General features: G+C 46.8%; 12 protein-coding genes. All 12 read left to right on the top strand.

Translation table 11 applies throughout. The annotated features are described in order from the left end of the window. The first annotated feature begins 4 nt into the window (after positions 1-4). The 12 genes from clpX to cobA all read left to right on the top strand — a co-directional run bounded on the left by clpX (position 5) and on the right by cobA (position 14,945). Positions 5-1,258, top strand: coding sequence for an ATP-dependent protease ATP-binding subunit ClpX (gene clpX, locus MHH93_RS21480; protein WP_253440333.1), 1,254 nt, complete (start codon positions 5-7; stop codon positions 1,256-1,258). A gap of 118 nt (positions 1,259-1,376) precedes the next feature. Continuing rightward, positions 1,377-2,474, top strand: a complete 1,098-nt coding sequence (gene ispG, locus MHH93_RS21475; protein ID WP_339237119.1) for a flavodoxin-dependent (E)-4-hydroxy-3-methylbut-2-enyl-diphosphate synthase — start codon at positions 1,377-1,379, stop codon at positions 2,472-2,474. A gap of 167 nt (positions 2,475-2,641) precedes the next feature. Beyond that, on the top strand, positions 2,642-4,396 hold the full coding sequence (lonB, locus tag MHH93_RS21470) for an ATP-dependent protease LonB (protein ID WP_500055677.1): 1,755 nt from the start codon (positions 2,642-2,644) through the stop codon (positions 4,394-4,396). 86 nt (positions 4,397-4,482) lie between these two features. Further along, positions 4,483-6,822 carry an endopeptidase La gene (gene lon / locus MHH93_RS21465; RefSeq protein WP_500055676.1) on the top strand — a complete coding sequence of 780 codons (2,340 nt, stop codon included), beginning with the start codon at positions 4,483-4,485 and terminating at the stop codon, positions 6,820-6,822. A 155-nt stretch (positions 6,823-6,977) separates the two neighbouring features. Continuing rightward, positions 6,978-7,634, top strand: a complete 657-nt coding sequence (gene yihA, locus MHH93_RS21460; protein ID WP_500055675.1) for a ribosome biogenesis GTP-binding protein YihA/YsxC — start codon at positions 6,978-6,980, stop codon at positions 7,632-7,634. A 267-nt stretch (positions 7,635-7,901) separates the two neighbouring features. Next, positions 7,902-8,489 carry a non-ribosomal peptide synthetase module gene (locus MHH93_RS21455; RefSeq protein WP_500055674.1) on the top strand — a complete coding sequence of 196 codons (588 nt, stop codon included), beginning with the start codon at positions 7,902-7,904 and terminating at the stop codon, positions 8,487-8,489. Positions 8,490-8,792: 303 nt separating this feature from the next. Then, entirely contained in the window at positions 8,793-9,194 is a 402-nt protein-coding gene (gene speD / locus MHH93_RS21450) for an adenosylmethionine decarboxylase (RefSeq protein WP_500055673.1), read from the top strand. A 341-nt stretch (positions 9,195-9,535) separates the two neighbouring features. Then, positions 9,536-10,921, top strand: a complete 1,386-nt coding sequence (gene hemA, locus MHH93_RS21445; RefSeq protein ID WP_500055672.1) for a glutamyl-tRNA reductase — start codon at positions 9,536-9,538, stop codon at positions 10,919-10,921. Between the two features lie 14 nt (positions 10,922-10,935). Continuing rightward, positions 10,936-11,763 carry a cytochrome c biogenesis protein CcsA gene (gene ccsA / locus MHH93_RS21440; protein ID WP_500055764.1) on the top strand — a complete coding sequence of 276 codons (828 nt, stop codon included), beginning with the start codon at positions 10,936-10,938 and terminating at the stop codon, positions 11,761-11,763. Between the two features lie 5 nt (positions 11,764-11,768). Next, positions 11,769-12,419, top strand: coding sequence for a precorrin-2 dehydrogenase/sirohydrochlorin ferrochelatase family protein (locus MHH93_RS21435; protein ID WP_500055671.1), 651 nt, complete (start codon positions 11,769-11,771; stop codon positions 12,417-12,419). Between the two features lie 2 nt (positions 12,420-12,421). Further along, a complete protein-coding gene (gene hemC / locus MHH93_RS21430) occupies positions 12,422-13,378 on the top strand; it encodes a hydroxymethylbilane synthase (RefSeq protein WP_253440311.1) in 957 nt (318 codons plus the stop codon). 4 nt (positions 13,379-13,382) lie between these two features. Further along, on the top strand, positions 13,383-14,945 hold the full coding sequence (gene cobA / locus MHH93_RS21425; protein WP_500055670.1) for a uroporphyrinogen-III C-methyltransferase: 1,563 nt from the start codon (positions 13,383-13,385) through the stop codon (positions 14,943-14,945). Positions 14,946-15,033 lie beyond the last annotated feature (88 nt).

The raw sequence follows: 15,033 nt of genomic DNA, 5'->3' as shown, positions 1-15,033 counted from the left end.
TTTCATGTTTAAATTTAACGATGAGAAAGGGCAACTGAAATGCTCTTTTTGCGGTAAATCTCAGGAGCAGGTACGCAAGCTGGTCGCTGGACCAGGCGTGTACATTTGTGATGAATGTATCGAACTTTGCACCGAAATCGTTGAGGAAGAACTCGGTCATGATGAAGAAATAGACCTGAAAGATATTCCAAAACCAAAAGAAATTCGTAATATTCTGGATCAATATGTTATTGGACAGGAACAAGCGAAAAAATCATTGTCTGTTGCTGTGTATAATCACTACAAACGGATCAACACACAAAGCAAGATTGAAGACGTTGAGTTGTCAAAGAGTAACATTTTGCTGTTAGGACCAACAGGTTCTGGTAAAACGTTGCTTGCGCAAACGATGGCAAAAATTCTAAATGTTCCTTTTGCGATTGCGGATGCTACGTCATTAACAGAAGCAGGTTATGTGGGTGAGGATGTAGAGAACATCCTGCTCAAACTAATTCAAGCTGCTGATTATGATGTGGAAAAAGCAGAGCGTGGCATTATTTATATCGATGAGATTGATAAAGTAGCGCGTAAATCCGAAAACCCATCCATTACTCGTGATGTGTCGGGCGAAGGTGTGCAACAGGCTCTCTTGAAAATTCTTGAAGGAACTGTTGCTTCTGTACCACCACAAGGTGGCCGTAAACATCCTCATCAAGAATTCATTCAGATCGATACAACAAACATCCTGTTCATTTGCGGCGGTGCCTTTGATGGTCTGGAGCAAATGATCAAACGCCGGATCGGTAAAAAAGTCATTGGCTTCAATACCGTTTCTGAGCAAAAAGATCTGAAACCAGGTGAATACCTGGGTATGGTATTGCCGGAAGATTTGCTGAAATTTGGTCTGATTCCGGAGTTTGTAGGCCGTCTGCCAGTCATCTCCACTTTGGAGCCGCTGGATGAAGATACATTGGTACGGATTCTTTCCGAACCGAAAAACGCGCTTACGAAACAGTATCAAAAACTGCTTGAGCTGGATAATGTGAACCTGGTATTTGAACCAGCTGCATTGCTCGCGATTGCAAAAGAAGCGATCAAACGTAACACGGGTGCACGTGGATTACGTGCCATCATAGAAGGAATCATGCTTGAAATCATGTATGAAGTGCCTTCACGTGAAGATGTTACGAATTGTGTCATTACTGAAGAAGTGGTTGAGAAAAGAGTCGTGCCTGAACTAAGCCAATCAAAGGACGATAAGCAGGAAGAAAGCGCCTAATAGGTCTGAATCCCGTTGAACTCTGAAATATAGACTTGTCAGTTCTCCACTTTGGCAGAAGGCGAATTCATGTCTCTGTCAGGGTGGAGCTTTGACGTTGTGGGGAGAGAAATCACTCATGTATTTAAGACAGGATACACGTCCCGTAAAAGTGGGAAACGTAACGATCGGTGGTAGTAACGAAGTGATTATTCAAAGTATGTGTACAACCAAAACAGCAGACGTTGAGGCAACGGTTGCAGAGATTCTGCGACTGGAAGAAGCGGGCTGTCAAGTGGTACGTGTCACGGTGAATAATGAGGAAGCTGCCGCAGCCATCAAGGAAATCAAAAAACGCATTAATATACCGCTCGTAGCGGACATTCATTTCAACTATAAGTTGGCTTTACTTGCAATTGAGAACGGCATTGATAAAGTACGGATTAATCCAGGTAATATCGGTAAACGTTCCAAAGTGGAAGAAGTCGTTAAGGCCTGTAAAGAGCGTGGTATCCCAATTCGGATCGGGGTAAATGCGGGGTCTCTGGAAAATCATCTTCTTGAGAAGTACGGGTATCCTACAGCGGATGCTATGGTAGAAAGTGCATTGTATCACATTGGTATTCTGGAAGAACTTGATTTCCACGATATCATCGTGTCTCTCAAAGCATCGGATGTGCCGATGGCCATTGAGGCATATACCAAAGCAGCTCAGATCATTCCGTATCCGTTGCATCTCGGGATTACCGAAGCAGGTACACTCTTCTCCGGTACGATCAAAAGCTCTGCAGGTATGGGAGCCTTGTTGTCCATGGGTATTGGATCTACAATGCGGATCTCGCTGAGTGCGGACCCTGTAGAAGAAATCAAGGTCGCTCGTGATCTGCTCAAAACATTTGGACTCATTACGAATGCAGCCACATTGATCTCTTGCCCAACGTGTGGACGTTTGGATATCGATCTGTTCTCCATTGCCAACGAAGTGGAAGAGTACATCTCCAAACTGAAGGTGCCGATTAAAGTATCCGTGTTGGGTTGTGCAGTGAATGGTCCAGGTGAGGCAAAAGAAGCGGATATCGGGATTGCCGGTGCTCGTGGAGAAGGTCTCTTGTTCCGTCACGGCAAGATGATCCGTAAAGTCCCTGAAGAAATTATGGTTGAAGAATTAAAAAAAGAGATTGATAAAATCGTCGAAGCCTATGAAGAGACAGGTGTTATTCCTGGTCGTTCGCACTGATTGATTCATATCTGGTTACAACAAAAGCTCGCCTGCGATGGCGGGCTTTTTATATTCTCACATACAAATTCCTCATCGCCCGTTTACGTCTCGCTGAAAAGGCTATACTACCAAGTATTAGCACGATCTCATATGAGAATAGCGACAAAATAGGAGGATGTGAAGACATGGAATTTGGTATGGTCATCATGTTGATTCAGTTATTTTTTGGAGTGGTGATTGGTTTGTATTTCTGGAACCTGCTGCGTGGCCAGAAAACAAACCGTAGTGCTGTTGAGCGAGAATCTCGCAAGGAACTGGAGAAGCTGCGCAAGCTGCGTTCAATCTCACTCACCAAGCCGTTGTCGGAGAAGACGCGTCCCGCGACCATTAACGATATTGTTGGACAAAAAGACGGGCTGCGTGCCCTTAAAGCTGCCCTATGCAGTGCCAATCCGCAACATGTTATCATTTATGGCCCTCCCGGAGTCGGAAAGACAGCTGCCGCAAGGGTTGTGCTGGAAGAAGCGAAGAAGAATCCATCTTCTCCTTTCAAACCAGACGCGAAATTCACCGAGCTGGATGCAACAACAGCCCGTTTTGATGAACGTGGTATTGCTGACCCTCTAATTGGTTCGGTTCATGATCCGATATATCAGGGAGCAGGAGCCATGGGCGTTGCAGGTATTCCTCAACCTAAACCGGGGGCTGTAACGAAAGCGCATGGAGGCATGCTTTTTATTGATGAAATTGGTGAATTGCATTCCATCCAGATGAATAAGCTGTTGAAAGTGTTGGAAGATCGCAAGGTGTTTTTGGAAAGTGCGTACTATAACTCGGAAGACACGCATACTCCTGCTTATATCCACGATATTTTTCAAAATGGTTTGCCAGCCGACTTCCGCCTTGTTGGGGCAACGACACGTTCGCCGCATGAACTGCCACCAGCTTTGCGTTCGCGCTGCATGGAAGTTTATTTCCGGCCTTTGTTGCCTGAGGAGATTGGACGAATTGCAGAAGATGCTGTTCAGAAAATAGGATTCAGTCCATGTCCGGATGCTGTTGATGTGGTCAAGCGATATGCAACCAATGGACGTGAAGCGGTCAATATCATCCAGCTGGCTGCTGGACTTGCGCTGACAGAGAAGCGTGAGACGCTTCAGGCGTCCGATGTGGAGTGGGTGGCTGGTAGCAGCCAGATTCAGCCACGGCCTGACCGGAAGGTCCCCTCACAGCCGCAGGTGGGGTTTGTGAACGGCTTGGCGGTATATGGACCGAATATGGGAACCATTTTAGAAATCGAAGTGTCTGCTGTTCCGGCTCTTAAAGATCAAGGCCGAATCAACATTACAGGCGTTGTGGATGAAGAAGAGATTGGAGGCGGTTCGCGTACACTCCGGCGAAAAAGTATGGCTAAAGGCTCGGTTGAAAATGTGTTAACCGTATTAAAAGCCATGGGTATTCGTCCGAATGATTATGATTTACACGTGAATTTCCCAGGTGGGACGCCTATTGATGGTCCATCAGCCGGGATTGCCATGGCGACTGCCATTACATCAGCCATTCAGGGACGCCCTGTGGATCATGAGACAGCGATGACTGGCGAGATCAGTATTCATGGTCGGGTGAAGCCCATTGGTGGCGTGCTGGCCAAGGTGGAGGCTGCTTTTCAGGCGGGAGCAAAGACGGTTATTATTCCCGCGGAGAACTGGCAGTCCATTTTCGAGAATCTGGATGGCTTGCGCGTTATTCCGGTAGATACGGTACAGGACGTATTCCGTGAAGTGTTCGCCTGGGTTCCGGAATCACAACAGATGGAACAGACGAAGCTTACAGAGGAGGCAGTTGCACCTGCACCGGAGATTTTTCCACCGGCATCCGCTTCCTATTTGCGTGCTGACGTGCCTCGTCCAGGACAGGTTACAGATTCGGGAAGCTGCTAAGCGCTTCCCTTCATTGGTTTTTTATGTGAACATTTGATAGAATAATGAATGACTACAACCTGAGAGCCATTGGAGGTGCGAAAGCGATGGGACCGAGCAAAGCGAAAGGTCGTCGTTTTCCTTTACTGCCTTTAAGAGGACTTCTCGTCTACCCGAGTATGGTACTGCATCTCGATGTGGGCCGGGAGAAATCGGTCAAGGCTTTAGAAAAAGCGATGGTAGAAGAACATCTGATTCTCCTATGTTCCCAAGCCGAAGTAAATATTGAAGAACCAACACAAGAGGACATTTTCAGAATCGGAACCGTAGCCAAGGTCAGACAGATGCTGAAGCTTCCGAACGGTACGATTCGTGTACTCGTGGAAGGCTTGGAACGGGCTGAAATTATTGAATATACGGACAACGAGGAATATTATGAAGTACTGGCCAAAGAGCTGCCTGAAGAGGAGAATACCCATCCGGAGACGGATGCCTTGATGCGTACTGTTCTGAACCAGTTCGAGAATTATATTAATCTGTCCAAAAAAGTGACACCAGAGACACTCGCAGCGGTGTCTGACATCGAAGAACCAGGGCGACTGGCCGATGTGATCACAAGTCATCTGTCCTTGAAGATCAAGGATAAACAGGAAATTCTGGAGACCATCGACGTTCGGGAACGTCTGGAGAAATTGCTGGATATCCTGAACAACGAGCGCGAAGTGCTGGAGCTTGAACGCAAGATCAGTCAACGTGTGAAGAAACAGATGGAGAAAACGCAAAAGGAATATTATCTGCGCGAGCAGATGAAAGCGATCCAGAAAGAACTGGGTGAAAAAGAAGGCCGTGCAGGTGAGGTCGAGGAACTTCGCACTCAGATGGAAGAACTCGGCTTGCCGGACAAGGTGAAAGAAAAGGTCGAGAAAGAAATTGATCGACTGGAGAAGATGCCTGCAAGTTCAGCTGAGGGCGGAGTCATCCGCAACTACGTGGATTGGCTACTCGGCCTTCCTTGGAGCCAGATGACAGCAGATGACCTGGATATTCAAAAAGCCGAGGATGTGCTCAATGCAGATCATTACGGGTTGGAAAAGCCAAAAGAACGTGTGCTTGAATATCTGGCTGTCCAGAAGCTTGTCAAGAAGCTCAAAGGGCCTATTCTCTGTCTGGTTGGACCTCCAGGGGTCGGTAAAACATCCCTTGCCCGTTCGATCGCGAGATCGCTGGGGCGGGAGTTTGTAAGAATCTCTCTTGGCGGCGTGCGAGATGAAGCAGAGATTCGTGGACACCGACGCACCTATGTAGGAGCCATGCCTGGTCGTATCATTCAAGGTATGAAAACGGCGGGTTCGCTTAATCCGGTATTCCTGCTCGACGAGATTGATAAGATGGCTTCAGATTTCCGCGGAGACCCTTCCGCAGCGTTACTTGAAGTCCTTGATCCGGAACAGAATAATACGTTTAGTGATCACTTTGTAGAATTGCCGTTTGACTTATCCAACGTTATGTTTATAACAACTGCCAACACGGTACACAATATTCCGCGTCCATTGCTGGATCGGATGGAAATGCTCAACATCCCTGGTTACACAGAGCTGGAGAAGCTGCAAATTGCGAAAAACTATTTGTTGCCCAAACAGAAGCAGGACCATGGTCTGGAAGAAGAGCAACTGGAAATTCCCGATGACGCGCTGTTGCGTGTCATTCGTGAATATACACGGGAGTCAGGTGTACGTAATCTGGAACAACAAATGGCTTCGTTGTGCCGGAAAGCTGCCAAGAATATCGTATCTGGTGTAGAGGGCCAGATTAGCATTTCATCAGATGAGATTAAAGACTACCTTGGACCGGGCAAGTTCCGTTATGGCATGGCCGAACTGGAAGATCAGATTGGTACCGTAACGGGTCTGGCATGGACTGAAGTGGGCGGAGATACCCTTGTCATTGAAGTGACAGTTGTGCCTGGTACGGGTAAATTGACTCTGACGGGTAAACTGGGGGATGTCATGAAGGAATCGGCACAAGCCGCATTCAGTTACACTCGTTCCAAAGCTACACAGCTTGGGATCGCGCCTGATTTCCATGAGAAGAACGATATCCACATTCACGTTCCGGAAGGAGCGATTCCGAAGGATGGTCCATCTGCCGGGATTACGATGGCGACAGCGTTAATCTCAGCTCTGACGAACAAACATGTGTCCAAGGATATCGCGATGACTGGTGAAATAACATTGCGTGGACGTGTATTGCCAATTGGTGGTTTGAAAGAGAAATCACTGGCAGCCCATCGTGCAGGCTATAAAAAAATATTATTGCCCAAGGATAACGAACGGGACCTGCGTGACATTCCAGACAGCATCAAGGAAGATGTGGAGTTTGTCCCTGTAGCCCACATGGATCAGGTATTGCAGCATGCGCTTGTTGAGCAGGCGGGAATTCACCTGTAATCCATGTATCCGAAAGGTTCGTATGAAGAGTAGACCGTTCTGCGGAGGCTTCGGCGTCCGCTGGAACGGTTTTTTTGGTATGATAGAACAATCCATGGCATAATAACTTCAACTGTTATGCATAGCAAAGGCGTTCAAGAGAGGAAAGATACAATATGAAAGTAAATCAATCTGAATTTATTATCAGTGCCGTTCGGCCTGAACAATACCCCGAGGATGGTCTGCCAGAGATTGCGTTGGCGGGACGCTCCAATGTGGGAAAATCTTCCCTGATCAACCGTTTGATCAATCGTAAAAATCTTGCTCGGACGAGTGCAACACCAGGTAAAACACAGCAGCTGAACTATTATAAAATTAATCAGGATCTCTACTTCGTCGATTTCCCGGGATATGGTTACGCTAAAGTTTCTAAAGAGCAGCGCTTTGCCTGGGGTAAAATGATGGAGAAATACCTGCTCGGACGCGAGGAATTGAAACTGGTTATGCAGATGGTGGATATGAGACATGAGCCATCTAAGGAAGACAAGATGATGAATGAATGGCTTCGTCATAACGGATTGCCTTTGGTTGTGGTTGCAACCAAGATGGACAAGATTCCCAAAACACGCAGAGCCAAACATATCAAAGTCATCAAGGAATCACTGGGTCTTCGTTCAGGGGATTTGTTTGTACCGTTTTCATCCGAAGAGGGATTGGGGAAAGAAGAGTTATGGGACATCATTACCCGCCATGCTCGCATTGATAAGTATGCACCAGTGCTAGATACAGAGGGTGTTTCTGAAGTGGAAGAAAACAACGAAATTAACGGATAACCGAGGTAGAATACTGTTTTAGTGAGCGAATGGAAGCATGCAAATTGAAACGTTGATGAGATTAAGATTAATCCCGTTTTTTATGGGTTTTTGTGAGAATTCATCATCTGGATCTGGAGAAAAATAGCGTTAGGGTAGTGTATAATGAGCATAGGTGCATGTTGCCAACAGTACCAAAAATACCGGCTTTGCCGGCCTGAAGAATTTTGAGATTACTGCTTCATGTGCAGGAAGGCAAAACAATCGGGAAAGAATTGAGGGATTTGTATGGCTCAGCGGTTAGCCATAGAATATGTTAAGGCGACTATGAAATTGTCAGAACCCCAGATGCATCAGTTTTTGCGCATGACAGAAGACGGCAGGCTTCATCATCGGGTTAAGGTGTTGGACAATGGATGTCAGGAGATTATGCTGGGGGATGTAAGTGGAGAAGAGGTTCATTTCCCATTTGACCGCATAGAAGGATTTTATATCTGTGAGTTATCTTGCCGCCTGGTGAATCTGCATCTGACCAACGTTGTCCGGAAGCTCTTTATGACGTTTAAGGGTGACGGGGTTGTGCATCGGATCTATAAAGGGTTCACCATGACGTATGTTTATGCTCAAGGCACTGTCCGTAAAATTGTGGAGACAACCGGGGAGAACACCCGAGTGATCTATGAATACAAAAATACGTTGCTTGAATTGCAACATCTGTTCCAGGCGAGAGATGTAGAACGCGAAATCAACCGTGTGTATGCCGAGATTGATTCACTGCTGGACACTAGAAAAGATGCGACTGCTGAACAGCTTCATCAGATTGATGAGAGCCTTGCACGTTATCAAAGACGGTTTTTTGAGCTTGAAGCTTATTAACCTGAAAGTGTATGTTTATACACGTATATGAATAGTTTAAATTCCCTTGCTTCTTCCGGACAGTGGCTCGTGCCAATGCGGAGGTTTCAGGGGACTTTTTTTTATTTTACAATCTTCTGGAAAAGGGTTGATTTCACGCTGATTCGATGTTATTTTTAATCTCGTTGAAAACAATATAGGAACCAGGATTCACTCAGGACATTATATGTTGCGAGAGATTTTTCCCTCGGGAAGTGAATGACGTAGGTCCTAGCGGATGAAATTTTTTCAAACATTTTATTCCTAGGAAGGGGGAACCGAAGGATGGAATATTCAACTTTCGGAAGACACGTTGCTGTTGATACTTGGGGTGTCGACTTTAATCTACTGAACAATGCGGAGTACTTGCAAGCCCAAATGGTTGAAGCAGCGGAGGCATGTGGCGCGACAGTGATGTCCGTGCAGTCCAAGCAGTTTGACCCACAGGGAGCAACCGTACTTGTACTATTGTCTGAGAGCCATCTCTCCATTCATACGTATCCTGAGAGAGGTTTTGCAGCGATTGATTGTTACACTTGTGGGGATACCGTTGACCCACAGCTGGCCATTGATTATCCGGTATCTGTATTAAAGCCTGAAAAAACGTATGCAAAGAAGCTGGTACGTGGATTGGGCGAATTGCAAGTGGAAACTCCAGAGATGAACAACCAGATTGAACAGGTTTAAATAATAAGTAGATCGCATACACAATGTTCACATATCGGGATGGACACATAACCTCCCAAACTCTAATAGTCATGGAATAATTCCATGGCTATTTGTTTTAATATCCATATCGTTATGAATATGATAATCGACACATTTTAACGCATAACGGTGAACTTTGGTGAGACACTACAATAAATGACAGTGCATATGATGATGAACATGGGGATTTCATAAACATTTCATAAAAATGACCCGGTCAGGGCTATGATGTGTGATATAATTAACCATGTCAATCATAAATGGATAGACATATGCAGTAAGCACTTTGATTGGAAATTTATTAGGCAGGTGAACTTGCAATGCACATCGTTGTCGTTGGTTTGAATTATCGCACGGCGCCTGTAGAGGTTAGGGAACGATTCACATTTGCAGAAAAGGACTTGTCTGAAGCGCTGCAGCAGCTCAAGCTGACCAAGAGTGTATTGGAAGGTGTAATCGTAGCCACATGTAACCGTACCGAGTTGTATGTTGTGGTGGACCGTCTTCACATGTGTGGTTATTTTATTCGAACATTCATGGAACAATGGTTTAATGTACCACGGGAAGAATTTACGCAACACTTATATATATATGAAGATGACCAAGCTATGCGCCATTTGTTCCGTGTGATTTGCGGACTGGATTCCATGGTCATTGGTGAGACTCAGATTCTTGGACAGGTGAAACAGGCTTTTCTTAAAGCGCAGGAAGAGAAATCAACAGGAACCTGGTTTAATATGCTGTTTAAACAGGCAGTTACGCTGGGCAAACGGGCACATTCGGAGACTTCCATCGGGGAGAGCGCCGTATCTGTCAGTTATGCTGCTGTTGAGCTCGGTAAGAGGATTTTTGGCATGTTCACAGACAAGAAGGTACTCATTTTGGGTGCCGGCAAGATGAGTGAACTGACCGTGAAACATCTGTATTCCAACGGGGCATCCGAAGTCATCGTAGCGAATCGTACGCTCGCAAGAGCAGAAGAATTGGCGGCCAAGTTCCGGGGTACACCTTGTACGATGGAACAGGCATTAGATCGACTTAATGAAGTTGACATTGTTATTAGTTCCACTGGAGCTGAACGTTATGTCATGGATGCAGCAGTGGTACGGGAGAGCATGAAGCGTCGTCAATCTCGTCCATTGTTCCTGATTGATATTGCGGTTCCGCGCGATATTGATCCGGCGATTGGTGAATTATCCAACGTATTTCTCTATGACATTGATGATCTGGAAGGAATCGTGGAGAGTAACCTGGAGATGCGTAAGGCGGAAGCTGCCAAGATTGAGAGAATGATTGAGCTTGAGATGGAAGATTATTACCATTGGCTCAAAACGTTGGGGGTTCGTCCCGTTATTCGTGCTTTGCAGGAAAAAGGTGTCTCCATTCATGAAGAAACGATGGATAGCCTGTTTAACAAACTGCCTGAGCTCGATGAACATCAACGTAAAGTCATTCGTCGTTTGACCAAAAGTATTGTGAATCAAATGACGACAGATCCGATTAATCGGATTAAGGAAATGGCAGGCACGAAGCAAGGTGATGAAGCTCTGCGCATGTTTACTCAGATTTTCGCTTTGGAAGATGCAGTAGAGATGGCTGCTGAAAAAGTGAGTCAGAGTGATGCTACAGCTCTGGCAAAACCAGCCGTGCACCTTAACGAAAACCGGCAAGACCCCGTGCCGGCTTATGCTCCGGCAGGCGTATAAGGCGGGTGGGCAGCTTGACCCTTGCTGAACAAGTCTATGAAGCTCTAATCTATATGTATGCCCTGAGCCTACTGTTCTATTTCTCGGACTGCATTCGACGCAATGCGGGGGCGAAGCGGACAGGCACAGGGTTTCTTGTTGTAGTTTGGGGGCTACAGGTTACACATGTCATACTGCGCATGTGGACTGAAGGCCATTTCCCAATTTACACAACCTTTGATTTTTTGTTCATATTTTCATTCAGTATTGTGCTGATGTCTCTCATCATGAATCGTATCCAGCGTTCCGAATTTGTGATTTTGCTGCTGAATGTTGTAGGTTTTTCCGTTACAGTATTAAACCGACTGTGGTTTACGGCCGGAGAGATATCACTGCATAACTGGCAAACGGTACATGGATTACTCATCATGCATATTACCTTGGCGAATCTTGGTTTTGCAGCGTTGACCGTTGCTACGGTGTTTGCCTTGTTATATCTGTTCTTGCACCATAAGTTGAAGAAAAAAATGTGGAATGATACGATGCGACGGCTGCCAAGCCTGGAAGTGATCGGTAAGTATATGGATGGTGCCACGTTGATCGGAACACCGCTCCTTGGAGTTTCTGTGATGCTTGCCGTATTATCCATTGTGGCAGAAAGACGCTGGATTCTACTTTTGGATCTCAAAGTTATTGCGACAGGCCTTGCTATTGCCATCTATGTGGGTTACTTCGTATCCAAGAGAAGGAAACAGTTCTCGACGATTATTATGGCAAGGTGGACATTGATCGGGTACGGATTTGTCATTGTGAGTTTTTTATCCAATGCGTATTCAGCGTTTCATCGTTGGACGGGAGAGTGAAGGGGATGGACCGTTACACGCCGATATTTGTGAATACTTCAGGAAAGAACTGCTGTGTGGTTGGTGGTGGACGTGTTGCCGAGCGTAAAATTAAAGGATTGCTACATGCGGAAGCACAGATTACGGTCATTAGTCCGGAGCTTACTCCCGTATTAAAACAACTGCATCATGAATCCCGAATTCAATGGATAGACCGGTCCTACCGCAATGGAGATTTGCGGGGGGCCTTTCTCGTATATGCAGCGACTGACCGGTCAGAGGTCAATTCAACTGTGGTTCGGGATGCTGAGGCTGAGGGCATACTGGTGAATGACGCGATGTCCTCGGAGCACAGCAGTTTCATTACACCCAGCGTGGTCAGGCGTGGGAGATTAAGCATAGCGATATCGACAGCAGGAGCGGGTCCGGCAGCAGCTGCTGAGATACGTGCCACACTCGAGCAACAGTTCGGTGATGAGTATGAAACGTACCTTGAGTTTTTGCACCAGATGAGGACCGAGGTGAAGTTACGCGTATCTTCTTCTAGTCTTAGAAGTACGTTGCTTCGGCAGTTAACTGAAATGCACATATTAGAAGATATTCGCACAGGCCATTTCCGGTGGTGGACCGAAGAAGAAATCGGGGACTGGATATCCCGTAATCAGGAGGAAGTATAGATATGCGTACAATTAAAGTTGGAAGTAGACAGAGCGCGCTTGCGCTAACCCAGACAGGCCATGTCATTCAGGATTTACGCGACATTTGTGAGCGGGAAGGATTAGCTTTTGACTTTGAAGTACATAAGATTGTTACGAAGGGAGATCTGATTCTGGATGTAACGCTGTCAAAAGTGGGAGGCAAAGGATTGTTTGTCAAAGAAATTGAACAGGCGATGCTTGATCGTACCATTGATATGGCTGTGCATAGCATGAAAGATATGCCTTCCGAGTTACCTGAAGGATTAATTAATGGCGCTGTTCCCCGTCGTGCAGATCCACGGGATGCGCTGATTTCCAATGGTGGACTCACGCTGGATCAACTGCCAGAAGGAGCTAGAGTGGGTACAAGTAGCCTTCGCCGGTCCAGTCAATTGAAGGCCTATCGTCCGGATTTGCAATTGGAATCGCTTCGCGGCAATATTGATTCCCGTCTGCGGAAGCTGGAGACCGAAGGTCTTGATGCGATTATTCTGGCTGCTGCAGGGTTGTACCGGATGGGCTGGGAAGACCGGATTACCGAGTACTTGACCGAGACGGCTTGCCTTCCGGCTGTGGGCCAGGGTGCGCTTGGTATCGAATGTCGTGAAGACGATGAGGAATTGTTGCACTTATTGCAGCTGTATAACGATCCGGAGACAGCATTTCCTGTACAGGCGGAACGCCGTTTTCTCAGTGTATTGAATGGGGGCTGTCAGGTTCCAATTGGTGCTCATGCAGTATGGCTGCCTCAGCAAGATGCAGATTCCCTGAATGGCGAAAACACGTTACAATTAACAGGTATGGTCGGTACACCGGATGGTGGACTGATTCTTAAGGAAGCTCTGACTGGCAAAGACCCGGTTCGTCTGGGAGAAGAAGTGGCTTGGAGATTGATCGAACGGGGAGCAGAGCAGATACTGGCAGAAGTTAGGGGATGAAGACATGGTGGGGAAGGTCTTTTTGGTAGGAGCAGGTCCTGGGGATGCAAAGCTGATTACGGTAAAAGGGTGGGAATCCATCGGTAAAGCGGATGCTGTAGTCTATGATCGCTTGGCAAGTCCGAGATTGTTAAAACAAATGAAACCCGGTGCGGTTAAGATTTACGTGGGCAAACGCCCGGATCGGCATACGATGAAACAGGAAGAGATCAATCAACTGTTGGTTGATCTGGCTCTTGAAGGTAAGATTGTGGTTCGGCTTAAGGGCGGCGATCCGACGATCTTTGGACGCGTGGGCGAAGAGGCGGATTTGCTGCACAAAAACGGGGTCCCGTTTGAGATTGTGCCTGGGGTAACAGCTGCGATAAGTGTACCTGCTTATGCCGGAATTCCCGTGACACACCGTGACTATGCGTCCTCCATCTCTATCATTACGGGGCATGAAAGTCCGGACAAGCTCGATCGCAGCATCCATTGGGATAAAGTGACGAATGCAACGGGCACGCTTGTATTTATGATGGGTGTTGCCAAAATTGGATATATCAGCGAACAGTTGATCCGTCATGGTCGTCCGGCGCAAACACCGGTAGCTCTTATACGTTGGGGAACACGAGCGGAACAGGATACCATCACAGGTACCCTTGAAGATATAGAAGCGAAAGTAATTGCGGCCAATTTCCAACCGCCAGCGGTTATTGTGGTGGGGGATGTCGTGAATCAACGGGAACAGTTGAAATGGGCAGAGGCATTGCCGCTGTTTGGCAAACGGATCTTGGTGACCCGTGCTCGCAGCCAGGCGAGTGAACTCGTGGATCGTATTGAGGAACTTGGCGGTGAGCCGTATGAGTTTCCGGTCATTGAGACGGTCATGCCATCCAGTGAATCTGCGAAGCAAAGTGTCAAAGACGCGTTTAGTGCTTTAAATACCTATGACTGGGTGTTTTTCACAAGTGTGAACGGCGTAGAGTTTTTCTTCCGCCATCTGGAACAGGAAGGCAAGGATATTCGCTCGATTCATCAAGCGAGAATTGCTGCTGTAGGACCTTCCACAGCAGACGCCTTGCGTAAACATGGCATCGTTGCAGAGGTAGTCAAAGGTCCTTTCCAGGCCGAAGGCATGCTAGAGGCTTTTGAAAGCGAATTGAAGGAAGGTCAGAGCGTACTGCTTCCACACGGTGATCTGGCCCGTACGTGGTTACGTGACCAGTTGAGAGAACGAGGACTTCAAGTCACCGAAGCCATCACCTATGATACGATCCTTGCTGGCGAGGATGATGATGAACTGCTCAAGTTGCTTGAAGAAGGCGGTATTCATGCGGTGACCTTTACAAGTTCATCAACGGTTACCAACTTCATGAGTATGTTGAAACGTATGGGGTTGCAAGATCCGCTGCCTTTATTACAAGACGTAGAGGTTGCATGTATCGGACCGGTTACAGCGAAGACCGCAGAGGCCGCTGGACTAAAGGTTACTCTGATGGCAGAGGAAGCGACGATGGATAGCTTGATCACAGTTCTGTGTGAATGGAAACGGACGGGTACCAAAGAAGGCGCTCTTCGGAATTAATACACATGTAATATGTCAACATATGAAGCGTGCTGAATTCGACAAGATACCAGCGCGCTTCCCTTTTTGCTCTATTTAACTATCAGGG

This window comes from Priestia sp. FSL H7-0729, from assembly GCF_038005685.1.
Lineage (GTDB): Bacteria > Bacillota > Bacilli > Paenibacillales > Paenibacillaceae > Paenibacillus.
Note: the sequence above shows the minus strand (reverse complement) of the source record. Positions and strands in the feature narration are given on the sequence as shown.